This is a genomic window from Mesorhizobium sp. DxT (assembly GCF_058448885.1).
In genome coordinates this window covers 344,362-367,209 of record NZ_JBZFLJ010000003.1, presented here as the reverse complement: position 1 = coordinate 367,209, position 22,848 = coordinate 344,362, and the positions used below count along the sequence as shown (strand labels likewise).

At 64.7% G+C, this 22,848-nt stretch carries 27 protein-coding genes; 12 read left to right on the top strand and 15 right to left on the bottom strand.

Going from position 1 to position 22,848, the window contains the following annotated elements; all coding sequences use genetic code 11:
• Nucleotides 1-37: 37 nt before the first annotated feature.
• Complete coding sequence (locus tag ACVJNE_RS08945) at nucleotides 38-1,819, top strand: sensor domain-containing diguanylate cyclase (protein WP_499564812.1); 1,782 nt, start codon at nucleotides 38-40, stop codon at nucleotides 1,817-1,819.
• 15 nt (nucleotides 1,820-1,834) lie between these two features.
• Here the strand turns inward: ACVJNE_RS08945 and upp are convergent, their stop codons facing one another.
• Together upp and ACVJNE_RS08935 are read right to left on the bottom strand one after the other, a co-directional pair.
• The gene (upp, locus tag ACVJNE_RS08940) at nucleotides 1,835-2,464 is read right to left on the bottom strand and encodes a uracil phosphoribosyltransferase (protein WP_173188039.1); all 630 of its coding nucleotides are present in this window, start codon (nucleotides 2,462-2,464) and stop codon (nucleotides 1,835-1,837) included.
• 93 nt (nucleotides 2,465-2,557) lie between these two features.
• The gene (locus ACVJNE_RS08935; protein WP_499564931.1) at nucleotides 2,558-3,538 is read right to left on the bottom strand and encodes an adenosine deaminase; all 981 of its coding nucleotides are present in this window, start codon (nucleotides 3,536-3,538) and stop codon (nucleotides 2,558-2,560) included.
• A gap of 112 nt (nucleotides 3,539-3,650) precedes the next feature.
• Between ACVJNE_RS08935 and ubiE the strand changes: the two genes are divergently transcribed.
• The 6 genes from ubiE (at nucleotide 3,651) to ACVJNE_RS08905 (ending at nucleotide 8,507) form a co-directional block, all read left to right on the top strand.
• Nucleotides 3,651-4,427 (top strand): bifunctional demethylmenaquinone methyltransferase/2-methoxy-6-polyprenyl-1,4-benzoquinol methylase UbiE, encoded by a 777-nt coding sequence (gene ubiE, locus ACVJNE_RS08930; RefSeq protein ID WP_499564810.1) that lies wholly within the window; start codon nucleotides 3,651-3,653, stop codon nucleotides 4,425-4,427.
• A 13-nt stretch (nucleotides 4,428-4,440) separates the two neighbouring features.
• Nucleotides 4,441-6,015: a 2-polyprenylphenol 6-hydroxylase gene (gene ubiB / locus ACVJNE_RS08925; RefSeq protein ID WP_499564808.1), complete on the top strand. Its 1,575-nt coding sequence runs from the start codon at nucleotides 4,441-4,443 to the stop codon at nucleotides 6,013-6,015.
• Between the two features lie 76 nt (nucleotides 6,016-6,091).
• Nucleotides 6,092-6,331 carry a FitA-like ribbon-helix-helix domain-containing protein gene (locus tag ACVJNE_RS08920; protein ID WP_499564806.1) on the top strand — a complete coding sequence of 80 codons (240 nt, stop codon included), beginning with the start codon at nucleotides 6,092-6,094 and terminating at the stop codon, nucleotides 6,329-6,331.
• Between the two features lie 5 nt (nucleotides 6,332-6,336).
• Nucleotides 6,337-6,735, top strand: coding sequence for a type II toxin-antitoxin system VapC family toxin (locus tag ACVJNE_RS08915; protein WP_499564929.1), 399 nt, complete (start codon nucleotides 6,337-6,339; stop codon nucleotides 6,733-6,735).
• An 18-nt stretch (nucleotides 6,736-6,753) separates the two neighbouring features.
• Nucleotides 6,754-7,980: a bifunctional phosphopantothenoylcysteine decarboxylase/phosphopantothenate--cysteine ligase CoaBC gene (gene coaBC / locus ACVJNE_RS08910; RefSeq protein ID WP_499564804.1), complete on the top strand. Its 1,227-nt coding sequence runs from the start codon at nucleotides 6,754-6,756 to the stop codon at nucleotides 7,978-7,980.
• Nucleotides 7,977-8,507, top strand: a complete 531-nt coding sequence (locus ACVJNE_RS08905; protein WP_499564802.1) for a GNAT family N-acetyltransferase — start codon at nucleotides 7,977-7,979, stop codon at nucleotides 8,505-8,507. The genes coaBC and ACVJNE_RS08905 overlap by 4 nt, the downstream gene beginning before the upstream one ends.
• Nucleotides 8,508-8,511: 4 nt before the next feature.
• Here ACVJNE_RS08905 and ACVJNE_RS08900 read toward each other — a convergent pair whose 3' ends face one another.
• The 11 genes from ACVJNE_RS08900 to ACVJNE_RS08850 are packed head-to-tail and all read right to left on the bottom strand — an operon-like array spanning nucleotide 8,512 to nucleotide 17,342.
• On the bottom strand, nucleotides 8,512-8,901 hold the full coding sequence (locus ACVJNE_RS08900; RefSeq protein ID WP_499564800.1) for a VOC family protein: 390 nt from the start codon (nucleotides 8,899-8,901) through the stop codon (nucleotides 8,512-8,514).
• A 19-nt stretch (nucleotides 8,902-8,920) separates the two neighbouring features.
• Nucleotides 8,921-9,286 (bottom strand): VOC family protein, encoded by a 366-nt coding sequence (locus tag ACVJNE_RS08895; protein ID WP_499564798.1) that lies wholly within the window; start codon nucleotides 9,284-9,286, stop codon nucleotides 8,921-8,923.
• Complete coding sequence (locus ACVJNE_RS08890) at nucleotides 9,286-10,299, bottom strand: SRPBCC domain-containing protein (protein WP_499564796.1); 1,014 nt, start codon at nucleotides 10,297-10,299, stop codon at nucleotides 9,286-9,288. The genes ACVJNE_RS08895 and ACVJNE_RS08890 overlap by 1 nt, the downstream gene beginning before the upstream one ends.
• 3 nt (nucleotides 10,300-10,302) lie before the next feature.
• Nucleotides 10,303-10,746, bottom strand: coding sequence for an SRPBCC family protein (locus ACVJNE_RS08885; RefSeq protein ID WP_499564794.1), 444 nt, complete (start codon nucleotides 10,744-10,746; stop codon nucleotides 10,303-10,305).
• Nucleotides 10,743-11,093, bottom strand: coding sequence for an ArsR/SmtB family transcription factor (locus tag ACVJNE_RS08880; RefSeq protein ID WP_499564792.1), 351 nt, complete (start codon nucleotides 11,091-11,093; stop codon nucleotides 10,743-10,745). Before ACVJNE_RS08880 ends, ACVJNE_RS08885 begins: the two co-directional genes overlap by 4 nt.
• A gap of 60 nt (nucleotides 11,094-11,153) precedes the next feature.
• The gene (gene deoA / locus ACVJNE_RS08875) at nucleotides 11,154-12,473 is read right to left on the bottom strand and encodes a thymidine phosphorylase (RefSeq protein ID WP_499564790.1); all 1,320 of its coding nucleotides are present in this window, start codon (nucleotides 12,471-12,473) and stop codon (nucleotides 11,154-11,156) included.
• A 9-nt stretch (nucleotides 12,474-12,482) separates the two neighbouring features.
• The gene (locus ACVJNE_RS08870) at nucleotides 12,483-13,289 is read right to left on the bottom strand and encodes a purine-nucleoside phosphorylase (protein WP_499564788.1); all 807 of its coding nucleotides are present in this window, start codon (nucleotides 13,287-13,289) and stop codon (nucleotides 12,483-12,485) included.
• The gene (gene cdd / locus ACVJNE_RS08865; RefSeq protein WP_499564786.1) at nucleotides 13,286-13,678 is read right to left on the bottom strand and encodes a cytidine deaminase; all 393 of its coding nucleotides are present in this window, start codon (nucleotides 13,676-13,678) and stop codon (nucleotides 13,286-13,288) included. The genes ACVJNE_RS08870 and cdd overlap by 4 nt, the downstream gene beginning before the upstream one ends.
• 22 nt (nucleotides 13,679-13,700) lie before the next feature.
• On the bottom strand, nucleotides 13,701-14,672 hold the full coding sequence (locus tag ACVJNE_RS08860) for an ABC transporter permease (RefSeq protein WP_173188060.1): 972 nt from the start codon (nucleotides 14,670-14,672) through the stop codon (nucleotides 13,701-13,703).
• Between the two features lies 1 nt (nucleotide 14,673).
• Nucleotides 14,674-15,813 carry an ABC transporter permease gene (locus ACVJNE_RS08855; RefSeq protein WP_499564784.1) on the bottom strand — a complete coding sequence of 380 codons (1,140 nt, stop codon included), beginning with the start codon at nucleotides 15,811-15,813 and terminating at the stop codon, nucleotides 14,674-14,676.
• A complete protein-coding gene (locus ACVJNE_RS08850) occupies nucleotides 15,810-17,342 on the bottom strand; it encodes an ABC transporter ATP-binding protein (RefSeq protein WP_499564782.1) in 1,533 nt (510 codons plus the stop codon). Before ACVJNE_RS08850 ends, ACVJNE_RS08855 begins: the two co-directional genes overlap by 4 nt.
• A gap of 146 nt (nucleotides 17,343-17,488) precedes the next feature.
• Here ACVJNE_RS08850 and ACVJNE_RS08845 point away from each other — a divergent pair, with 146 nt between their 5' ends.
• From ACVJNE_RS08845 to ACVJNE_RS08835, 3 genes are read left to right on the top strand one after another with little or no spacing between them, the layout of a single operon-like run.
• The gene (locus ACVJNE_RS08845; RefSeq protein WP_499564780.1) at nucleotides 17,489-18,664 is read left to right on the top strand and encodes an iron-containing alcohol dehydrogenase; all 1,176 of its coding nucleotides are present in this window, start codon (nucleotides 17,489-17,491) and stop codon (nucleotides 18,662-18,664) included.
• Nucleotides 18,661-19,098, top strand: a complete 438-nt coding sequence (locus ACVJNE_RS08840; RefSeq protein ID WP_499564778.1) for an acyl-CoA thioesterase — start codon at nucleotides 18,661-18,663, stop codon at nucleotides 19,096-19,098. Before ACVJNE_RS08845 ends, ACVJNE_RS08840 begins: the two co-directional genes overlap by 4 nt.
• Nucleotides 19,095-19,301: a SlyX family protein gene (locus ACVJNE_RS08835; protein ID WP_173188064.1), complete on the top strand. Its 207-nt coding sequence runs from the start codon at nucleotides 19,095-19,097 to the stop codon at nucleotides 19,299-19,301. The genes ACVJNE_RS08840 and ACVJNE_RS08835 overlap by 4 nt, the downstream gene beginning before the upstream one ends.
• 28 nt (nucleotides 19,302-19,329) lie before the next feature.
• On the opposite strand, the gene ACVJNE_RS08830 is transcribed toward ACVJNE_RS08835, so the two are convergent.
• The gene (locus tag ACVJNE_RS08830) at nucleotides 19,330-20,127 is read right to left on the bottom strand and encodes a DUF4394 domain-containing protein (protein ID WP_173188066.1); all 798 of its coding nucleotides are present in this window, start codon (nucleotides 20,125-20,127) and stop codon (nucleotides 19,330-19,332) included.
• 176 nt (nucleotides 20,128-20,303) lie between these two features.
• Between ACVJNE_RS08830 and ACVJNE_RS08825 the strand changes: the two genes are divergently transcribed.
• Both ACVJNE_RS08825 and ACVJNE_RS08820 read left to right on the top strand, forming a co-directional pair.
• Nucleotides 20,304-20,855: a sigma-70 family RNA polymerase sigma factor gene (locus ACVJNE_RS08825; RefSeq protein WP_421928248.1), complete on the top strand. Its 552-nt coding sequence runs from the start codon at nucleotides 20,304-20,306 to the stop codon at nucleotides 20,853-20,855.
• Nucleotides 20,852-21,622 carry an anti-sigma factor gene (locus ACVJNE_RS08820; RefSeq protein ID WP_499564775.1) on the top strand — a complete coding sequence of 257 codons (771 nt, stop codon included), beginning with the start codon at nucleotides 20,852-20,854 and terminating at the stop codon, nucleotides 21,620-21,622. The genes ACVJNE_RS08825 and ACVJNE_RS08820 overlap by 4 nt, the downstream gene beginning before the upstream one ends.
• Here ACVJNE_RS08820 and ACVJNE_RS08815 read toward each other — a convergent pair.
• Complete coding sequence (locus ACVJNE_RS08815) at nucleotides 21,591-22,811, bottom strand: MFS transporter (protein ID WP_499564774.1); 1,221 nt, start codon at nucleotides 22,809-22,811, stop codon at nucleotides 21,591-21,593. The genes ACVJNE_RS08820 and ACVJNE_RS08815 overlap by 32 nt on opposite strands.
• Nucleotides 22,812-22,848 lie beyond the last annotated feature (37 nt).

The following is a 22,848-nucleotide window of genomic DNA, read 5'->3' as shown; positions in this document are numbered from 1 at the left end:
TTGGGCTGTTCGCCCAAGCTGCGGGACCGGGGTATTCATGGCAGCCAGTATTCTGACGTCGCTGAAGCAAAAATTCGCGGCCAGTCTGCGCCTGCGCGTGCTTGTCCTGACGCTAGCGGCGTTCGTCACGGTCGCTATTCCGGCCGCTCTTGCCTTCACATGGATCGTCGATCGGACGGTGGTCACACTGGGCACGCTTTTTGCCGAGCGGCAGATCCTCTACGACCGCTATCGCGGCCTGGAGGCGCTGCGGCGCGAGGTAGCGCTGGCCGAGACGCTGATGCGCTCGCCGACGATCATCGACTGGGCTCGCAACGAGTTCGGTGCCGACAGCAAGGCGCGCGGGATCGCCGAGCTGGAGCATTTCCGGCGAACGTTCATCGACCGCAGCTACTTCTTCATCGTCGGCTCGTCCGGCAATTATTACTTCAATGATCACAACGGCACCTATACCGGCGACCAGCTGCGCTACGCGGTGTCCACGGACAATCCAAGCGACGATTGGTACTACAAGACGCTCGCCGCCGGCCCCGGCTGCCATCTCAACGTCAACCACGACGTCGTGCTGGCAGTCACCAAGGTGTGGATGAACTGCGTCATCGAGGAAAATGGCGACGTGCTCGGCGTCGTTGGCACAGGCATCGACCTGACCACCTTCCTGCGCGAGGTCGTCGAGAGCGACCAGCCCGGCGTCGAGAGCATGTTCGTAGACCGGTCGGGCGCGGTGCAGGCCAGCCGGGACGCCAGCCTGATCGATTTCCGCAGCCTGACCAAGGACGACAGCGACAAGAAGACGTTCTTCCGTTTCCTCGATACGGAAGGTGACCGCGCAACGTTCGCGGCAATGATGGACGCGGTGGCTGAGCAAGGTGGCGGCAAGGCGCAGGCACGCTTCCTGAAGGTGAACGGCACGGACATGCTCGTCGGTGTCGGCCACCTCCGTGAGCTCGGCTGGTACAACGTCACGCTGATGGACGTCGGCACGATCATAGATCGCCGCCTTTTCGGCCCCATAGCCTGCCTGATCGGGCTGGTGATGCTCGTTGCAGCCGGGCTGGTCACCTACCTCTTCAAGCGCAGCGTGCTTGATCGGCTGGCGCGCACCGAAACCGTCGTGCGACGCATCGAGGCTGGCGACTTTTCACAGGTCGCCGACGAAGGGGGCTCGGACGAGATCGCACGGCTGGCACGGACCCTGAACGTGATGGCGCGGACAGTCGGAACCGACCGGGCCATGCTGGAAGCGGCCGTTCGCCAGCGCACGGAGCAGCTCGAGCGGATCGCCTATGTCGACCAGCTCAGCGGCGTACTGAACCGGCGCGGCTTCGTGGAAGCTTTCGCGCAGGAAGAAAGGCGCATGACCATCGATGCGCCGCGCCCAGGCCTGCTGATCCTCGATATCGACCACTTCAAATCCGTCAATGATGGCCATGGCCATGTGGTCGGCGATGTCGTCATCGCCGAGGTCGCGCAGCGGCTGCTTGAAGTGACCCGCGAACAGGATCTGTGTGCCCGCTGGGGCGGCGACGAGTTCGTGGTGATCCTGAAGGCCTGCGACATGCGCTCGCTGGCAGTCATCGGCGACAAGATACTCAATACGATCCGCGCGCGCCCGATCGATATCGCCGGCGGCTCGAAGCTGCGCGTCACAACATCCATCGGCGCGCATCTCGTCAGCGCCTCGGACACGCTCGAAAGTGCCGCCAGCAAGGCAGACCACGCACTCTATGCGGCCAAGCAACAGGGCCGCAACCGCATGGTCATCTACGATCCGGCCGCGCACGGCGAAGCAAAGTCAGTGAGCCGGGTGGTCGCTTAGAGGACGGTCAGGCACTTATTTGGTGCCGTACATCCTGTCTCCGGCATCGCCGAGGCCCGGCACGATGTAGCCCTTCTCGTTGAGCTTCTCGTCGATCGAGGCGGTGAAGACCGGCACGTCGGGGTGGGCCGATGTGAAGCGCTCGATGCCCTCGGGCGCGGCCAGCAGGCAGAGGAAGCGTAGATTGGTCGCGCCGCGCTGCTTGAGCTTGTCGACGGCCGCTATCGCCGAGTTCGCCGTCGCAAGCATCGGGTCCACCACGATGACGAGGCGATCCTCAAGGTCGCCCGGCGCCTTGAAGAAATACTCCACGGCCTCCAGCGTGTCGTGATCGCGGTAGAGGCCGATATGGGCGACGCGGGCGGCCGGCACCAGGTCGAGCATGCCGTCGAGCAGGCCGTTGCCGGCGCGCAGCACCGAAGCGAACACAAGCTTCTTGCCCTCGAGCGTCGGCGCTTCCATCGGCATCAACGGCGTTTCGATGGTGCGTGTGGTCAGGTCCAGCTCGCGCGTGACCTCGTAGCACAGGAGCAGCGAAATCTCGCGCAGCAGGCGGCGAAAGCTGGCCGTCGAGGTTTCCTTGTCGCGCATGATGGTGAGCTTGTGCTGGACAAGCGGGTGATCGACCACGGTTACGCCATTCATGTGCCTTGCTCTCCGAAATCCGTTGATTGCCGGCGATATTAACGACTGCGCGGCAATGGAGATACCGTGCGCGTTTCGACAACCACAAATTTGTCAGTGACGCGATGCGGGCGCATCGAGCCTTGCCAGCAACGCCGCCCGCGTCTTGCGGTCGACGAAAGCGGCCTCGATCGCGACGCGGGTGATCTGATTCAATTCCTTGCCGGACAGACCGAAATGCTCGGCCGCGACCTCGTATTCGCGCTTCAGCGACGTCCAGAAATAGGGCGGATCGTCGGAGTTCAGCGTAACCTTGCAGCCTGCCTTGCGCAGCGCGGGGAAAGGGTGTTCGGCAAAGGACGGGAAGACTTTCAGTTCGATGTTCGAGACCGGGCAGACCTCGAGCACGATGCCTTCGGCGGCGATGCGCCTGACGAGATCGGGGTTTTCAATCGCTCGAACACCGTGGCCGATACGTGACGGCCGCAGATGGTCGAGCGCGGCCTGCACGCTTTCCCAGCCCGCAAGTTCGCCGGCATGGACGGTGATGCCGAGGCCTGCCTCGCGCGCGATCTCGAAGGCGCGGACGTAATCCTCGACCTCCCCGAAACGCTCCTCGCCCGCCATGCCGTAGCCGGTGACCAGCGGATGGCCGCATTTGGCCGCAAAGCGCGCCGCAGCCTCGACCGATTCGACCCCGAAATGACGTACGCCGGTGACGATCATGCGGCCTTCTATGCCGGTCTTGGCCTTGGCGCGCATCATGCCTTCGCCGAGCGCATCGGTGTACGCCTTCGGCGAAAGACCGGCCTTGGTGGCGTGGTCGGGCGAGGTGAAGACTTCGGAATAGATCGCGCCATCCCGGGCAAGGCCGGTCAGGTAGTGCTCGGTGAGCTTCGCGTAGTCCTCTTCCGTGCGGAACAGGTCGGCGGCGAAGTCGTAGGCGGCGAGAAAAGATGTGAAATCGTGCCACACGAACGAGCCATCCCGGATGAAAGGCTCGACCGGCTTGTTGTATTTGCGCGCCTGTTCGATCACCAGGTCGGGCGCGGCGGCGCCTTCCACATGGCAGTGCAGTTCGGCCTTCAGCGCCATCGCATTCTCCTCGTCTCGCCGCTGCGAGGCGCGGCCGTTCATCGCGGCTTCGACAATAGCGCCCCGTTCCACGATCGGCTATGGTCCGGCCAAAATTCGAACAGGTGAGCATATGTCGGAACAGCGCACGACCGCCACGGGCGGCATGGAGACGGCCTACGGCTTTCGCGAGGTCGGCGCTGGCGAGAAGCAGGGTCTCGTCAACGACGTATTCCATAAGGTCGCCAATCGCTACGACCTGATGAACGACCTGATGTCGGGTGGCCTTCATCGTCTCTGGAAGGATGCGATGGTTGCCTGGCTGAACCCGCCAAGGCGGCCCGGCTGGCGCGTGCTGGACGTCGCCGGCGGAACGGGCGACATCGCGTTCCGTATCATCGAGGCGTCGCGGCGCATCGCGCATGCGACCGTGCTGGACATCAACGGGTCTATGCTGGCCGTGGGCCGCGACCGGGCAGAGCAGCGCGGCATCGCCCAGCATATCGATTTCGTCGAGGCGAACGCCGAGGAACTGCCCTTCGAAGACCGGACCTTCGACGCCTATACGATCGCCTTCGGTATACGCAACGTGCCGCGCATCGATGTGGCGCTTGCCGAAGCGTTTCGCGTTCTGAAGCCGGGGGGACGTCTCCTGTGCCTCGAATTCTCGGAAGTGCGGATGCCGCTTCTCGACAAGGCCTACGAGGCTTGGTCCTTCAACGCCATTCCGCGCATCGGCGAAATCGTTGCCGGCGAGGGTGACCCCTACCGCTATCTGGTGGAGTCGATTGCCAAGTTCCCCAACCAGGAGAATTTCGCGGCGATGATCCGGAAGGCCGGCTTCGACCGGGTAACCTGGCGCGACTATTCGGGCGGCATCGCGGCGCTGCATTCGGGCTGGAAGCTTTGAAGCAGGCGGCAGTATGAGTACTTTGGGCGCCTATTTCCGGCTCGTTCGCGCCGGCTGGATTCTCGCACGCGAGGGCGTGTTCGCAGCGTTGCCGGGCGATCAGCTTACCGGCGCGCCCCGAATGGCTTGGCGGACGGCGAAACTGCTTGCGCGGCGCAAGGTGAAGAATCGCGAGCGCAGCCAGAGGATGTCGCTTGCCGTAGATCGGCTGGGCCCCTCCTACGTGAAGCTCGGCCAGTTCCTGGCGACGCGCCCGGACGTCGTCGGTGCCGACGTGGCGATGGACCTCGCCAACCTTCAGGACCGGATGAAGACCTTTCCGACCGCGGAGGCCGTGGCGGAGATCGAGGAATCGCTGGGCCGGCCGATCTCGGAACTCTACCAGCATTTCGACGCGCCAATCGCCGCCGCATCGATCGCGCAGGTTCATCCGGCAGCCGTTCTGCGGTATGGCGCCGAGACGAAAGTCGCGGTGAAGGTGATCCGGCCGGGGGTGCGCCGGCGCTTCTTCAACGACCTGGAGAGCTATTTCATCGCCGCGCGGATGCAGGAGCGCTTCATGCCTTCCTCGCGCAGGCTGAAGCCCGTCGAGGTGACGCAGACACTCGCCCAGACGACCAAGATCGAAATGGATCTGCGGCTCGAAGCGGCGGCCCTGTCCGAGCTCGGCGAGAACACGCGCGACGACCCGGGCTTCCGCGTGCCTTGGGTGGACTGGGAGCGCACCGGGCGCGATGTCGTCACCATGGAGTGGATCGACGGCGTCAAGATGAACGACATCGAGGGCCTGCGCGCCGCGGGGCACGACCTCAAGGCGCTGGCGGCATCCCTGATACAGTCGTTCCTGCGTCATACGCTTCGCGACGGGTTCTTCCATGCCGACATGCACCCCGGCAACCTGTTCGTGGAAGCGGACGGGACCATCGTCGCCGTCGACCTCGGCATTGCCGGGCGGCTCGGAAAGAAGGAACGCCGGTTCCTCGCCGAAATCCTCTACGGCTTCATCACGCGCGATTATCTGCGCGTCGCCGAGGTGCATTTCGAGGCCGGCTACGTGCCGCGCACACACGACGTGCATGCCTTCGCGCAGGCGATACGCGCCATCGGCGAGCCGATCCACGGGCAGCCGGCCGAAACCATCTCCATGGCGCGGCTGCTGACACTGCTGTTCGAGGTGACGGAGCTGTTCGACATGCAGACCCGGACCGAGCTGGTGCTGCTGCAGAAGACAATGGTGGTGGTGGAGGGCGTGGCGCGCACGCTCGACCCTGCCTTCAACATGTGGAAGACGTCGGAGCCGGTGGTGGGCGACTGGATCAGGGCCAATCTGGGGCCGCGCGGCATTCTCGAGGACGCCCGCGATGGGGTCGGCGCGCTGGTTTCGCTGGCCCGCCAAGCACCCGACCTTGCTGCGCGCACCGAGCGACTGTCGCGTGAGATCGACGCAATGGCCGAAAACGGGCTTCGTTTCGACGACGAAACGGCCGACAAGATCGGACGCGTCGAGGCTCGGCGGACGCGATCCGGGCGGATAGCACTATGGATCATCGCGGCGACGTTGATCTGGATCGCGGTGCAGCTCGGGTAGGGCAATTTGACTGCAATGCTAGCAATGCTTACATTGCTAGCAGGTCATCTGGCCGCTCACATAACGGGCCCGAGCTATGAGCACTTTGACGATCCGCAACGTTGATGACGGGATAAAGCGTGAACTGCGCAAACGCGCGGCAGAACGCGGTGTATCGATGGAGCAAGAAATTCGCGATGTTCTGACGGAGAGCGTCAAGGCGCCTCGCCGCAGAGCCTCCATTCTGGAGGATTTGGAGAAGCTGGGCGTCAAGCCGAAAACTCCTTTCGATCTGAAGAAGGTTAGTGACGAGATGTGGGAGGAAGGGCTGCGTTGAGCTTTGTGGTCGACACCTCGGCCATCGCGGCGATCCTGTTCCGAGAGGATGATGCCGATCGCTTCCGGCGATATCTCGACCACTACCTTTATCCAGTGATCAGTACGGGCACGCTTCATGAACTGTATTGCGTGTCCAGGCGCGAGAAACTAACCGACGGCGAGAGGCAGATCGAGACGCTACTTTCGCTTATCGAGCCCGAACTCGCCCCGTTCGACGTCGAACAACTCCGAGCGGCCAAGAATGCCTATGCCCGCTACGGCAGAGGATCGAAACACGGTGCCAACCTCAACATGGGCGACTGTTTCGCTTACGCCCTGGCCAAGACACGCGGCCTTCCACTGCTGTTCAAAGGCGACGATTTCGTCCATACCGACGTCGAGCCGGCACTGAAGCCGGCGTGACGTGATCGCGGACGACGCATGATCCTTTCCGGCAAACGCATCCTGCTCATCATCGGCGGCGGCATCGCGGCCTACAAATGCCTCGACCTGATACGGCGCCTGCGCGAGCGCGGCGCGTCGGTGCGCTGCGTGATGACTGCTGCGGCACGGGAATTCGTGACGCCGCTGGCTGTCGGCGCACTCTCGGCCGATCATGTGTTCAGCGACCTTTTCGACCGGCAGGACGAGCACGATGTCGGCCATATCCGCCTCTCGCGGGAGGCCGACCTTGTGGTCGTGGCGCCTGCCACCGCCGACCTGATGGCGAAGATGGCGAACGGGCTCGCCAACGACCTCGCATCGACCACGCTGATGGCCACCGACAAGAAGGTGCTGATCGCGCCGGCCATGAACCCGCGCATGTGGAGCCATCCGGCCACGCGCCGCAATCGCGCGACATTGGAGCGGGACGGCGTCGCCTTCGTCGGACCGGGGCGCGGCGAGATGGCCGAGAGCGGCGAGGCCGGTGACGGCCGCATGGCCGAACCGCTGGAGATCGTCGCCGCGATCGAGGCTCTGCTGGACGAGGCGCCAAAACCGCTTGCCGGCCGCAAGATCGTGGTGACATCGGGACCGACGCACGAGCCGATCGACCCCGTGCGCTACATCGCCAATCGGTCCTCGGGCAAGCAGGGCCATGCGATCGCCGGCGCGCTAGCGCGGCTCGGCGCGGAGGTGCATCTCGTATCGGGTCCGGTGACGCTCGCCGACCCGGCCGGCGTCAATGTCATCCACGTCGAATCTGCCCGGCAGATGAAAGCCGCCGTGGAAGCGGCGCTGCCTGCCGACGCCGGCGTTTTCGTTGCAGCGGTTGCCGACTGGCGTACCGAGGGCGAGGCCGGTGAGAAGATCAAGAAGGAGGTCGGCAAGGGCCCACCGGCGCTGCAGATGGTCGAGAACCCGGACATCCTTGCCACCATCGGGCACCACGCCGACCGGCCGAAGCTGGTGGTGGGCTTTGCGGCCGAAACGCAGAACGTGCTCGAAAACGCCCGCACGAAGCTGAAGAAGAAGGGCGCCGACCTGATCGTCGCCAACGACGTTTCGCACGACAGCGGGGTCAACGCGTCGGGCGTGATGGGCGGCGACCGCAATCTCGTCCGCATCGTCACGGCGGATGGCGCCGAGGAATGGCCGGAGATGAGCAAGAACGAGGTGGCGACAAGGCTTGCCGCATTGATTGCTGAAAAGCTCGGCGGACAATGAGCACCGTTCCCGTTCTTCACACCGAGCGCCTCATCCTGAGGGAGCATCGCCCGGAAGACCTCGACGTCTACACCGATCTCTGGACCCATGACGATGTTGTGCGGTTCATCAGCGGGCGTCCGCTCACCAGGTCGGAATGCTGGGGTCGCATCCTGCGTTCGCGCGGCCTGTGGGCCGTGCTGGGCGCCGGCTTCTGGACACTGACGGATCGGGACTCTGGAATGCTTGTCGGCGAGGCCGGGCTGATGGACATCAAGCGCGCGATCGAACCCACGCTGGACGGCACGCTGGAGGCCGGCTGGGTCCTGCACCCTTCCGTACAGGGAAAAGGTCTTGCGCGGGAAGCGATGACAGCCATCCTCGGCTGGGCCGATCAGAACCATCGCGGCGTTCCCCTGAGCTGCATCATCAGCGAGGGCAACACGCCTTCCGTGCAGCTCGCTGGTCGCCTCGGGTTTCAGGAAACGGCACGCGGCAGCCTGGAAGACGGAACCGTCATCCATTTCCGGCGCGCGGCAGACGCGTAGGCGGTCAGCCCTCGACCAGCAGGATCAGGTTTCCGCAGCCATCTTCGAAGGTGGCCATCAGCGGCATGCCCGGCGCGGGCGCACGCGGTTCACCGCGGAAAACGACGCCGAGCCCCGTCAACCGCTCGTATTCCGCCTTCACGTCATCGCAGCCGAGCTGGGTGAAGGGGATGTCGCGCTCGTAAAGCGCTTGCTGGTAGTCCCGCGCGAAATCCATGCCCGCCGGCTCCAGCAGCAGCTCCACACCGGAACCGTCGGCGGCCTGAACGGTGAGCCAGCGCGCGCCACCGGCCGGAACGTCGTGCTTCTTCACGAAGCCCAGCCTGCCGACATAGAAATCCTCGGCCTTCTGCTGGTCGAGCACCGTCACCGAGGACAGATTGCATCGTATCATCGGGTTTGCCCTTTCGTATTCACCAGGCTCCGGTCTTTTCGTCGACGAGGTGGATGATCGACGAAGGGCTGGATATCCAGAACCCCTTGAAATCCGGGCCCAGCGGCTCGATCTCATCGCGGCGGGCGATACCGGCCTTCGCCAGATGGTCGGCGGCGGCGTCCTTGTCGTCCATGACGATTTCCAGCCAGATTTCGGCCTGGCTCATGCCCGGCGCTTTGTCGATCCAGAGCTGGTTAGCCCCGAAGTGAAAGCCGACGGCAGGCTCGTGGCCCTCGATCAGGGCAAGGCCGATGACATCGCGATAGAAGCGCACCGTTTCATCATACTGGTGCGGCGGCACCTTCATGGCGATGTTGCGGCCGCCGGAATAGGTCGGGTTCATCATGTTCTCCTCGAGGCAGGATTTTCGTCGAACAGCCGGTCGAGGAAATCGAGCCAGAGGCTCCATCCCTGGCGGGTCTTTTCGATGTCCTCGTCGGTGGGCGCCAAACCATCCCAGCCGTCAGACAGGATGAGACGGGCGTGTCCGTCGGATAAGTCGCGAAACGAGATCGCAATGAATTCGTCGACGTACGGATTCGGTTCCTCGCTTTCGACGGCAAAGGTCTGCTTGACCAGTCGGTCCGGTTCCAGCGCGAGGTATTTTCCGACATGGGCGAACACCTCGCCGTCGTCGCCATCGCTTTCGACGCGAAAGCGGCCGCCTGGGCGGACGTCCGCGTCCACCCTGCCGAACCAGCGGTTCATCACAGCGGGCTCGGTCCAGGCCGCGTAAAGTGCCGCAGCGGATGCGTCGAACTCCCGCTCGACCTGCACCATGTGCTCGGGCGTCGTGCCCCGCTCCGTCGTCAACGCGAGGCGATCCCGATAGATTGCTTCGAGCCGCGCATGGGCGCTCCAGAAGCCGCGCGGCGTTTCGCCCGACAGCTGGTCGGCAAGGATGCCCAGATGCGCATCCCAACCGCTGGCGACGCTGACCATCGTCTCCGGATCGCGCAGCCGCCGGTGGGTCACAACAAGCAGCACTTGGCTGCCTTCGGGAAAGAGCTCGAAAGTGACCTCGCTCGCACCGCTGTCGCCGGGCCATGTATAGGCGAGGGTGCGCGGCGGATCCCATTGCGTGACCTCGCCGTGCATGGCGGGGCTGTCCTCAAAGTCGCGGTATCTTTCCGGGGTTGCCTCGTCGGACAGTTCCCGGTGACGGAACAGGTGCTCGACCTGCCCGCCGGGGTGGGGCTCCAAGATACCGGCAGCCAGCCAGAGCCGCCGCTTGGCGGGATCGGTGAGATAGTCCCATATGCGCTCGACCGGCCCCGGCAGCAGCTTTTCTATCCGCACCGTGGCAGGCTCGGAAACGATACCCTGCCCGTCCGCGGTCGCATCGACCCTGAACATGGCTCAGGCCTCCAGTTCAGCCGCGAGGGCATCGAGCATCATCGTCCAGCCGTTGCGGGTCTGCTCGCCCCACTCGGCAAAGACATCCGGCGCCATCTCGCTCGTGAGCGTCAGTTCGCATCCCTTATCGAGACGCGCGATCTCGATCGTCACGCGGTCGTATTCCGGGCTGAATGCCAGCACCGCGAAGGTGAAGACCAGCCGTCGCGGCCGGTCGATCTCCAGATAATCGCCGGTATGTTCGATGTCGCCATCCTTGCGGTGGCTGACAAAGGCAAAGCTGCCGCCGACCCGTGCATCCACACGGCCAGTGACGGTCTCACCTTCCTCGCTGCGAAAGAGCCATTTGCCGGCGGTCTCCGGATCGAGCCATGCGTCGAAGACCCGCTCCGCCGATGCGTCGAACCGGCGTTTCACCTGCAAGGTGACAGGTTGCTTGTCGGTCATTTCGAATTCTCCATCTGTTCGTCCTCGGCGCGCAGCAGCGCATCCAGCGCGTCCAGGCGGCCGGTCCAGAAGCGCTCGTAGTAGCGAAGCCAGGCCTGCGCCTCGGCGAGCCGCGCCGCGTCGAGCCGGCACAGATGCGTGCGGCCCCGTATCTCGCGGCGCACGAGGCCTGCGCCTTCCAGCACCTTCACGTGCTTGGAGGCGCCCGCGAGGCTCATTGAAAATGGCGCGGCCAGCTCGCCGACACTTCTTTCTCCGGTCGACAGCGTGTGCAGCATCGCCCTGCGGGTCGCGTCGGACAGCGCGTGGAAGACGGCATCGAGTTGGGCGGCTTCATTTTCAACCATATGGTTGAATTAGAGCGCGCCAGTTCGAATGTCAACCGTTCGGTTTAATGTTTTTCGCAATCAGGCGGACAGCGCGATTCGGCGGATAACTGGCCGAGGCATACGCGGCCTGACCTCGCCCAACGTGTAGGCGGCACGAACCGCCGCTTCCGCCTGGTCGGCGTCGGCCTCATTGCGCGCATGGACGATCGCAAGCGCGTCACCCTTGCCGATATCGGTGCCGACCGGCACCAGCGCGGTTATGCCGACGGCGTGGTCGATCACGTCTTCCGGCTTGGTGCGGCCGCCGCCGAGCGCAACGACGGCGATGCCGACGTCGCGCGATGCTATCGCCGTTACGAAGCCCGACTTACCGGACTTCACCGGCCGTATGACGGGCGCCTGAGGCAGGTAGGTCTCGTACTTATCGACGAAGTCCGCCGGGCCGCCCAAAGCCGAGACCATGCGGCCGAAGACATCCGCGGCGCGGCCGGACGAAAGTGCATTGCCGGCGAGGCTGTCGGCCTGACGGTGGGTGGATGCGATGCCGGCCGCGAGCAGCATCTCGGCCGCAAGCGCCAGCGTCACCTCCTCCAGTCGGCGGTCGCGGGCGCGGCCGGTGAGGAAATCGACGGCATTGGCGACCTCGACGGCGTTGCCGGCAGCACTTGCCAGCGGCTGGTTCATGTCGGTCATCAGCGCCGTGGTCGGCAGGCCGGCGCCGTTCGCGACCTCGACCAGGCTTTGCGCGAGCCCGGAAGCACTCTTCTTCGTTGCCATGAAAGCGCCATTGCCCGCCTTCACGTCGAGCACCAGCGACTGGAGCCCGGCAGCAAGCTTCTTGGACAGGATGGACGCGGTAATCAGCGGGATCGATTCGACCGTGCCGGTCACGTCGCGAATGGCATAGAAGCGCTTGTCGGCCGGCGCCAGATCGGCCGTCTGGCCGATGACCGCGCAGCTCACCTCGCGCACCACCTTGCGGAACAGCGCCTTGTCGGGCTGGCTGGCATAGCCGGGGATGGCATCCATCTTGTCGAGCGTGCCGCCGGTGTGGCCTAGCCCCCTGCCGGAGATCATCGGCACATAGGCGCCGCAGGTCGCGACGATCGGGGCGAGCATCAGGGACACGTTGTCGCCGACGCCGCCAGTCGAATGCTTGTCCGTCACCGGGCCAGGGAGGTCGGACCAGTCGAGCACCGTGCCGGAATCGCGCATCGCGAGCGTCAGCGCGACGGCTTCGTCGCGCTCCATGCCGTTGAGGAAGATCGCCATGCCGAGCGCCGCGACCTGCCCCTCGGAGAAGGAACCGTCGGTAAGGCCGGCTACGAAAGCGGCAATCTCATCGCGCGCCAGCGGCTGCCGATCGCGCTTTTTCCTGACGATTTCCTGAGGGAGCATGGCCGGCGCCTACCCGTCGACCAGTCCGTCGGCGAACATTTTCTTCAGGATCGTTGCGAGACGCTGGCCGCCGAGCGGCGCCATCTCCTTCGTCTCGTCATGCGAAAGCTCGCTGCCGGTCATGCCAGCGGCGAGGTTGGTGATCACAGAGCAGGCGGCCACGCGCAGGCCGAGGAAACGCGCGACGATCACCTCCGGCACGGTCGACATGCCGACGGCGTTGGCACCCATGATGCGCGCCATGCGGATCTCCGCCGGTGTCTCGAAGGACGGACCGGAGAACCACATGTAGACGCCCTTGTGAAGCGCCGTGCCGGTTGCTTCCGCAGCCTTCTCGAATGCGGCGCGGATGCCGGCATCGTAGGCTTCTGTCAGGCCGACAAAACGCCGGTCCGTCGGTTCGCCGAAGAGCGGGTTGGTGCCGGAAAAATTGATGTGATCGGTGATCAGCATCACCGAGCCGGGGCCCATATCGGGCTCCAGCGAGCCGGCCGCGTTGGTGAGGATCAGCTTCTCGATGCCGATGCCGGTCAGCGCCTCCAGCGCCGGCCGCATGGCCGCGGGGTTGCCGTGCTCGTAATAATGCGCGCGTCCGGCCAGCATGATGACAGGCGTGCCGCCGAGCTCGCCGGCGACGAGCTGTCCGGCATGGCCGGTCACGCCGCTGTGCGGAAAGACCGGCAGCTCGGAATAGGGGATGCGCACCGCGTTCTCGACCTCGTCGACGAGGCTGCCAAGCCCGGAGCCCAGAACCAGCGCCGTCTTGGGCGTGCGCCCCTCCAGCGCCTCGGTGATCTTCGCGATGGTGCGGTTCATTTGAGGATGTCTCCGGCAAAGCCCAGCGGCAGGATCTCGCCCATGGTCAGGGTCTGGACGACACCCGTTTCATCGCACAGGTGAAGCCGTGCGTCCGGCCCGGCGAACTCTGCGAGCCGCTGGCGGCAGCCGCCGCAGGGCGTGATGCGCGGCATCTTTTCGGCGACCACCGCGATCTCGGTGATTCTGCCGCCACCGCCCATCACATAGTGGCCGAGCGCCGTCGTTTCCGCGCACCAGCCCTCGGGATAGGACGCGACCTCGATGTTGGCGCCGGCAAAGATGCGCCCGTCCTCGGTGCGGATCGCGGCGCCGACCGGAAATCTGGAATACGGCGCATGGCATTTCGCCATCGCTTCACGCGCAGCGAGGAAAAGATCATGCGACATCGCGGCACTCTAACAATCTCACTCAACGCTCCTTCACATAGGGCACGCCGCCGGCGCGCGGCGGGATCGCCTTGCCGATGAAGCCTGCAAGCAGGATCACGGTCAGCACATAGGGCAGCGCCTGGAAGAACTGCACCGGCACACGGCCGACCAGCGGCAGTGGCGTGCCCTGCAGGCGGATCGCCAGCGCGTCGAGGAAGCCGAACAGCAGACAGGCGAACATCGCCGGCACAGGCCGCCATTTGGCGAAGATGAGGGCTGCAAGCGCGATGAAGCCGCGACCGGCGGTCATGTCCTTCACGAAGCCGGCATTCTGCGTCAGCGCCAGATAGGTGCCCGCGACGCCGCAGAGTGCGCCGGTGATCAGCACGGCCCGATAGCGCAGCCATGTGACCGAGATGCCGGCGGTGTCGACCGCCGCCGGGTTTTCACCGACTGCGCGCAGGCGCAGGCCAAAGCGGGTGCGGAACAGCACCCACCATGTGGCGAAGACCATGAAGAAGGCGAAATAGGCGAGGATCGATTGACCGGAAATCAGCTCGTAATAGACGTAGCCGACAACCGGGACATCGCGCACGGCCTCGGCAAAAGGAAGGGTGATGGCACCGAAGCGGCTGTCGCCCCCGAGCGAGGGCGTGCGGCCGCCCTGGCTGAACCAGGCCTGCCCGAGAATGATGGTGGAGCCGGCAGCTATGAAGTTGATGGCAACGCCCGAGACGATCTGGTTGCCGCGATGGGTGATCGAGGCAAAGCCGTGAACGAGCGCCAGGAACCCTGAAACCAGGATCGCCGCGCCGAGCCCATACCAGGCAGAACCATACACTGCCGCCGCGGCACCCGCCGCGAACGCGCCGGCCAGCATCTTGCCCTCGAGGCCGATGTCGAAGATGCCGGAACGCTCCGAATAGAGACCAGCGAGACAGGCCAGCAGCAGCGGGATCGACAGGCGGATCGTGGAGTCGAGGATGACGACGAGGGTGTTGAAGAACTCCATCTCAGGCGTCTCCCTGCCGGGCAGCGGTCACGCCCATGGACTTCGGACTGAGGCTTGCAAACAGCGCCTGCACCGAGGGCCGGAACATGTGCTCGAGCGCGCCGGCAAACAGGATGACGAGGCCCTGGATGATGACGATCATGTCGCGGCTGATGTTGGGCATCTCGAAGGCAAGTTCCGCCCCGCCCTGGTAAAGCATGCCGAAGAGGATGGCGGCCGGAACGATGCCGGCCGGATGCGAGCGGCCCATCAACGCCACGGCGATGCCGACGAAGCCCGCGCCGGTGACGAAATCGAGCTGAAGCCGGTTCTGGTCGCCCATCACCGGGTTGAGGGCCATCATGCCGGCGAGCGCGCCCGAAATCATCATGGTGATGATGATGATGCGCACCTCGCCGATGCCGGCATAGCGCGCGGCCTTGGGACTGAAACCCTGTGTGCGGATCTCGTAGCCGAGTCGCGTCCGCCAGATCAGAAGCCAGACGAGGAAGGCGCAGAGGAGCGCCAGCAGGAACGATATGTTGAACGGCGACGAGCGCACGGTGAAGCCGAAAGCCTCCATCAGCCAGTTGAGCTTGGGGAGCTGCCCGCCGTCGAGGAAGGTGCGGGTCTGCGGCGCCATCGACCCGGTGGGCTTGAGCACGCCCACCAGCAGATAGACCATCAGGCTGGCGGCGATGAAGTTGAACATGATCGTCGTGATGACGATATGCGAGCCGCGCTTGGCCTGCAGATAGGCGGGAATGAAAGCCCAGGCCGCACCGATGGCCGCCGCGCCGAGAATCGCGAGCGGAAAGGTGAGCCACCACGGCAGAAGGGAATCAAACGTCAGACAAACCAGCGCGACGCCGAGCCCGCCGACATAGGCCTGCCCCTCGCCGCCGATATTGAACAGGCCGCCGTGGAAGGCGACCGCAACCGCAAGGCCGGTGAAGATGAAGCTCGTCGAATAATAGAGCGTGTAGGCGATGTTGCGTCCACCGCCGAATGCGCCCTCGACCATGATCGCGGCCGCCCGGAAAGGGTTCTCCCCCACCAGCAGCACGACCAGCCCCGCGACCGCGAAGGCGACGACGAGATTGATGACGGGGATCAGTCCATAGTCGGCCCAGGCCGGAAGCTTTGCGTAGGGCGCGCTCATTCCGCGGCCTCCTGTTGTTCGACGCCGGCAATGAGCAGGCCCAATTCGCCCTCGCTCGCTTCGCTGTCGCGCTCGCCGACGATGCGACCGTCGAACATGACGAGGATGCGGTCGGACAGCGAGCGGATTTCGTCCAGCTCCACCGAGACCAGCAGCACGGCCTTGCCGGCGTCGCGCATGTCGATGAGGCGCTTGTGGATGAACTCGATGGCGCCGACGTCGACACCGCGCGTCGGCTGGCCGACGACCAGAACGCCCGGGTCCTTCTCCATCTCGCGTGCCAGCACGATCTTCTGCTGGTTGCCGCCGGAGAAATTGGCCGTCTTCAACCGCTCGTTGGTGGGGCGGATGTCGTATTTCTCGATCTTTTCGCGGGCATCGGCCCGGATCGCCTCGATGTCGAGAAAGGGGCCGCGCAGATACTGCTTGTGGTCGTGATAGCCGAGGATCGAATTCTCGTATTCCTCGAACGGCAGGACGAGGCCGACATAGTGGCGGTCTTCCGGAACGTGGGCGAGGCCCCGGTCGCGCAATTCGCCGGGATCGGCCAGCCCGGTCACGTCGATCGGCTTGCCATCGAGCATGACGGTGCCGGATTCGGCGCGGCGGATGCCGGCGATGGTTTCAAGAAGCTCGGACTGGCCGTTGCCGGCAACGCCCGCGATGCCGACGATCTCGCCGGCGCGCACGTCGAAGGAGACGTCATTGACCATGGTCACGCCGCGCGAATCCTTCACCGTCAGGTTCTTGACCGACAGCTTGAACTCGCCGGGTTTGGCTGCGCCCTTCTCCACCTGTAGCAGCACGCGACGCCCGACCATAAGCTCGGCCAATTCCTCGACCGTGGTTTCGGCGGTCTTGCGCGTGGCGACCATCTGGCCCTGCCGCATGACCGAGACGTTGTCGGTGATGGCCATGATCTCGCGTAGTTTGTGCGTGATCAGGACGATGGTCTTACCCTCATCCTTCAACTGGGCGAGGATACGGAACAGATGGTCGGCCTCGGCCGGCGTGAGCACGCCGGTCGGCTCGTCCAGTATGAGGATTTCGGCGCCGCGATAGAGCGCCTTGAGGATTTCCACGCGCTGCTGCAGGCCGACAGGCAGTTCCTCGATGATCGCGTTGGGATTGACCTCGAGGCCGTATTCCTTCTCCAGCCGCACGAGTTCCGCGCGCGCCTTGGCGATGGAGGAGCCCAGCAGCGCCTCGCCCTCGGCGCCGAGGATGACATTTTCCAGGACGGTGAAGTTCTGCACCAGCATGAAATGCTGATGGACCATGCCGATGCCGGCCGCGATCGCGTCGTTCGGCGTGCCGATCTGGATCTGCTTCCCCGACACGCGAATCTCGCCGCTGTCGGCCTGATAGAAGCCGTACAGGATCGACATCAGGGTCGATTTGCCCGCGCCGTTCTCGCCGATGATGCCGTGAATGGTGCCGCGCGGAATCTCGAGATGGATGTCCCGGTTGGCGTGAACCGCGCCGAAACTCTTGTTTATGCCGACCAGTTCGATCGCAGCTTCTGCCATGCGCCCGATCAACCCCTCTGGAACTTTGTTTTTATCGTTTGGTCAAGACATCTAGCATGGCGATTTCCGCCTTGCCAATGCGCTCAACTTGCCACAATCCCGGTTCACTCTCGACAAATCAGCGCGCCCTTGTCAATTTCGATGGCATGGATACCCACGCCTTTGCCCCCTTCACCTTCAACACAACGCCATCCGTGATCTTCGAGCCGGGGGCCGCGCGCCGGTTCGGCGCGCTCGCCGGCCGCAAGCTCGGGCCCGCGGTGCTGTTCGTCACCGATCCGGGCCTGCGCAAGCTCGGGCTTTGCGACAATGCGATAACATCGCTGGAGGCGGAGGGTGCGACGGTCACCGTTTTCGATGCCGTCGAGGCGGACCCGTCGCGCCAGACACTTGAAAAGGCGGTTGAGGCCGGCCGCGCGGCAGGCACCACAGGCGTCGCGGGTTTCGGCGGCGGATCTTCGCTCGACGTGGCCAAGCTCGCCGCCCTGCTGATCGGTTCCGGAGAGGATCTCGACGCGGCCTGGGGCGTGGCGCAGGCCAAAGGGCCGCGCCTGCCGCTGGCGCTGGTGCCCACCACGGCGGGCACCGGATCGGAGGTGACACCGGTCTCCATCATCACCGTTGGCGAGGAAGAAAAGCGCGGCGTTTCCTCGCCAATCATCCTGCCCGACATCGCGGTTCTCGACGCCGAGCTGACACTGGGCCTGCCGCCGGCAATTACCGCCGCCACCGGCATCGATGCGATGGTGCATGCGATCGAGGCCTATGCGTCGAAAAGCGCCAACAACAACCCGCTGTCGCGGATGCTCGCCCGTCAGGCGCTGCAATTGCTGGGCGCCAACATCGAGACGGCCGTGCTCGACGGCAGCAACATCGAGGCGCGCGGCGCGATGCTGCTGGGGTCCATGCTGGCGGGCCAGGCCTTCGCCAATTCGCCGGTGGCCGCGGTGCATGCGCTTGCCTATCCAATCGGCGGCACGTTCCATATCCCGCATGGGCTTTCCAACGCGCTGGTGCTGCCGCATGTGCTGCGCTTCAACGCGCCGGATGCGGCGCATCTCTATGCGGAGATCGCCGCCGACGCGTTTCCGCAGCTCGCCGCCGAGGATGGCGTGCAGGGTCGCTGCGCCGCCTTCATCGAGGAGCTGGCGACGCTGTCGCGCAAGGTCGGGCTGCAACCGCGATTGCGCGATGTCGGCATCGGCGAAGGGCATCTGGCCAAGATGGCGTCCGACGCGATGAAACAGCAGCGCCTGCTGGTCAACAATCCACGCGACGTGAACGAGGCCGACGCGCTGGCGATCTATCGGGCAGCGTGGTGAGCGAGCGCCCCACCCCATCGAGCCGCGGCGACTACCGCGCGTTCCGCTCGATTGCGACGCGCTGGATGGACAATGACCTCTACGGCCACATGAACAATGTGGTGCACTATTCGCTGTTCGACACGGCGGTGAATGGCTGGCTGATCGAACAAGGGGTGCTCGACATCCACCAGGGCGAGCAGATCGGTCTGGTTGTGGAAACCGGCTGCCGCTATTTCTCGGAGATGGCGTTTCCCGACATGGTGACGGCCGGCATTCGGGTGGCGCGGCTCGGCTCGTCGTCGGTGCGCTACGAAGTCGGACTTTTTCGCAACGAGGAGCAGACGACCGCCGCCGAAGGGTTCTTCATCCACGTGTATGTCGACCGTGCAACGCGCCGACCGACGCAGCTCGATCCTGGTCTGCGCGCCGCTCTGGAAGGCATCAAGGCATGAGCGACGAGGCGCGCCTGACCCAACTCGAAATCCTGGCGGCCGAGCAGGAGAAGACCATTTCGGAGCTGTCGCAGGAGATCGCCGAACAGTGGAAGACGATCGACAAGCTGCAGCGCAAGCTCGACGCCTTGACCGAACGTTTCCTGGAACTGGAAGAACAGGCTTCACCGGACGTCCCGGTGACGAAGCCGCCGCACTGGTAGCGGCGGCTTCGCGGGTGGGGATACGAACTTACATGGCCGGCAGGATGGCGATGTCGCGCAGCGTGCCGTCGAGGCCGCTGAATTCGGACTCCATGGTTGCCGCACCACTTTCGACATTGACGGTGTAGAGGCCGTTGCCGGCGGCAAGCCAGAGAACGTTGTCGTCGATGGCGCGCACCTCGAAATCGATGGCGTAGTGATCGGCGCCTTCGATGCCGAGCATGCCGATGGTGGCCAGCGTGCCGTCATTTGGCGCCGTCTGGCGCAGCAGCGCGCCCAACGACGCGTCGATGTCCCACATCGAGGTCTTTTCCGGCTTGTCCAGCCCGTTGGTGTAAGCGGTCGCCACCACGTTGGGCGTGGCTTCGGCGTTCGCGTCGCCGGGCTCGAAGTTGAGGCTCCCGTCGACGGTCGCAGCGCCGGTCTCGACATCGATGCGCAGATTGGTGCCATCCGAGCCCATCAGGCGAAGCTTGTCGGCAACCGGGTTGAAGTTGACGCTGGCGGTCACGCCGTCAGGCAGCTTCTCCGACAGTTCAGCGCCCATGGTAGCAGCGCCGCTCTCCAGGTCGATCGTCACGATCATGCCGTTTCCGTCAACGCCGTAGAGCATCTTGTTCGACGGACGTACGTCGATACCCATCAGGCTATCGACGCCTTCAACCTCGACGCTGCGCGTGACTTCGGCATTGTCGGTGTCAAACCATACGAGGGTCTTGTCGCCGACGAGACCGACTGCGGGTGCTGCGGTGGCCGCCGCAGTCAGTGCGATAAACGATGCGCCAGCGAGCGTGGAGCGGATGATTGTCCGGGTGGTGGGCTTCATGGCTTGTCTCCTCTAGGTGTAAAATGGCGTTGGCGGCACATGTCCGCATTGTGGTTACCCGCGAGGCACGCCTGCTGGATGCAGCGAGAGAAAATTTTCTTCCGTCTGCATCGTTTCGATGATTTCGCGTGTAATCTGCATATCGGGCTGGCTGGTGCGAGGAGAGCGATCGCTGCATGAGTGCGGACAATCAGGACGATGCGAGTACCCTTCTCCTCGAACGGGTTGCCGCCGGAGATCGAACCGCGCTCGCGGAACTGTTCAAGCTCGAGGCCGGTCGCCTTATCGCGGTCGCGCGACGCATCGTGCGCCGAGCCGACCTAGCCGAGGAAGCGGTGCAGGACGCATTTGTCACCATCTGGCGCAAGGCCACCATGTTTGACCCGATGCGCGGCTCCGGGCGGGCATGGATGACCACGATGGTTCGCAACCGTGCACTGAACATGGTTCGTGACGGCCAACGCATGGAATTTGTAGAGCCGCAGATGCTGGCAGAACTTGGCGACGCTGGCAGCGACGCGGATCTTGCCTATGAGGCGCTGCCCGCCGCAAGCGACCTGCGGCGCTGCCTCGATCAGCTGGAACCCGTACGCCGCCGCTCCATCGTTCTGGCTTATGTGGGAGGCTTCACGCACGGGGAAATCGCCGGGCGGCTCAAGGCGCCGATCGGCACCGTCAAGGCATGGATAAGACGCGGCGTCATTGCCTTGCAGGAGTGCATGTCATGAGCCGCGAGGAACGCATGGCGCGTGCCGGAGACTATGTGCTGGGCCTGATGGACGAGAAGGAGCGCACCCGGGCGGAGCGCGACATGGAGGTGGACGCGGAATTTCGCGACTGCGTCGTCCAGCTTGCCGAACGCTTCCATGCGTTCGACAAGGATGTCGCTCCGGCGGAGGTGCCCGGCGACATGTGGCAGACGGTGGCCGAGCGGATCGCCGATATGCCCCAGATGACCGCCGCCGACAGTGCTCGCGAGCGCCTCGACGTGACGACCTTGCGAGCGCCCGATCCGAGCCGCAAAGGCATACTTCAGCTGAAACGGCCTTACGCACACCAGTTCGCAGGCTGGCGCGGCGGGCTAATCGCCGCCTGCCTGCTTGCGGCCCTTGGCGTCGGCTATCTGTCGGGACAGGCGATGGGCCCCGCTCCCGAGCCAGTCGTGGTCGTCGTCCTGGCCGATGAAGACAACGCGCCGGGCGCTTTCGTCGAAGCCTACGGAAACGATGCCGTCCGCATCGTCCCGCTGGTCGATTTCGACGTGCCGCAGGGCAAAACCCTCGAAGTCTGGACGCTTTACGACCGAGACGTCGGCCCGGTGTCGCTCGGAACTTTCGGACGCTCTACCGAGATCACCCTGCAAGGGCCCGACCAGCCGATGCCGCAGCCGCAGCAGCTCTACGAGATCACGCTTGAGGATGCGCCCGGCTCGCCGGTCGGGCGCCCGACCGGACCGATCCTGGTCAAGGGGCTCGCGGTGCGTCCGCCGCGCTAGCTTTCGCTGCCGGGTATCGACTCAGAATAGGAAGCATGCAGGCGAGGCCCGCAACGGCCACAGCCGACAGGAACCAGCCGAAGCCGGACCAGCCGTACGCCTCGACCACGGATGCCGCCAATGGTGGGCCGAACACGGTGCCGAGGCCGCCAGCCTGGCAGACGAGACCGATGGCCACGGGAACCGAGCCGTCGCGAGGCGTAATGAAAGGAATTGCCGCGAACTGCGCGGACGCCACCAGAGCGCCCGAGATTGCCAGCGCCAAGACCGAAACTGTCGCAAGCACAGGGTCCGCAAGCGTGAAGGCCGGAACCGCGGTTGCTGCACTGACAGCGAAGCCGAACACGGCAAGCCGCGCCATGTAGCCCGCGCCTCTACCTCTCACCAGGAGGCTGGCGAGAATGTTGCCGACGGGCACGCTCAGCGCGACCACGCCGGCGGAAATGAGGAAATGCGCGCCATCGCCGGCCACGAAGGTTGGCATGAAGGTGAACATGGAGACGGACAGGACCACGAACGCGCCGAATGCGACGGCCACCAGCACGACCGGCAGCGACAAGGTCCTCGACACGCCGCCCGTCGCGCCTGCCGGCGCGGAAACCGCAATGCCGCTGACAAGCCAGAGCGCGCCTGCGGCCAGAACGGCAAACAGCAGCACCATCGTGAGCAGATAGGCCGAGGGCGCATAGAGTGGCAGCATCGCCAGCGCCAGAAAATCCGACGTTGCAAAGCCCAGCGGGACGAACCCGCTCCAGATCGCCAGCACCGGCCCCTTCCAGTTGACCGGAGAGATGTCGGCGAGAATGGCCGGCAGCGCCACACACAGGGCAAGATAGCCGACAGCCTCGACCAGCCTTGCCGCAAAGATCGCAACGGGCGTTTCCGCCAGTGCGAGCGCGATACCACCTGCTGCCAGGAGCAGTGCACCGGTCATGATGGAACGCTTGAGGCCTATCCGGTCGATCAACAAGCCCGCTGGAAGAGCGGCCAACGCAATGAAAATGCCGAGGATCGCCGCCAGCCAGCCGGCCTCGACCAGTGAAAAGCCGACCTCGTCGCGATACCAGGGAATGAGCGGCGCGATCTTGCCGAGCTGCGCGCCCGTCAGCACGCCGGCAAGCAGGATGAACACGATCGCCGCAAGGCGCGGCGCGATTGCATGGGAGGGGCCGAAGGAATCAGAGCTCATTGCGGGCCACGATAGGCAATGAACGGCGGTCGGTCAT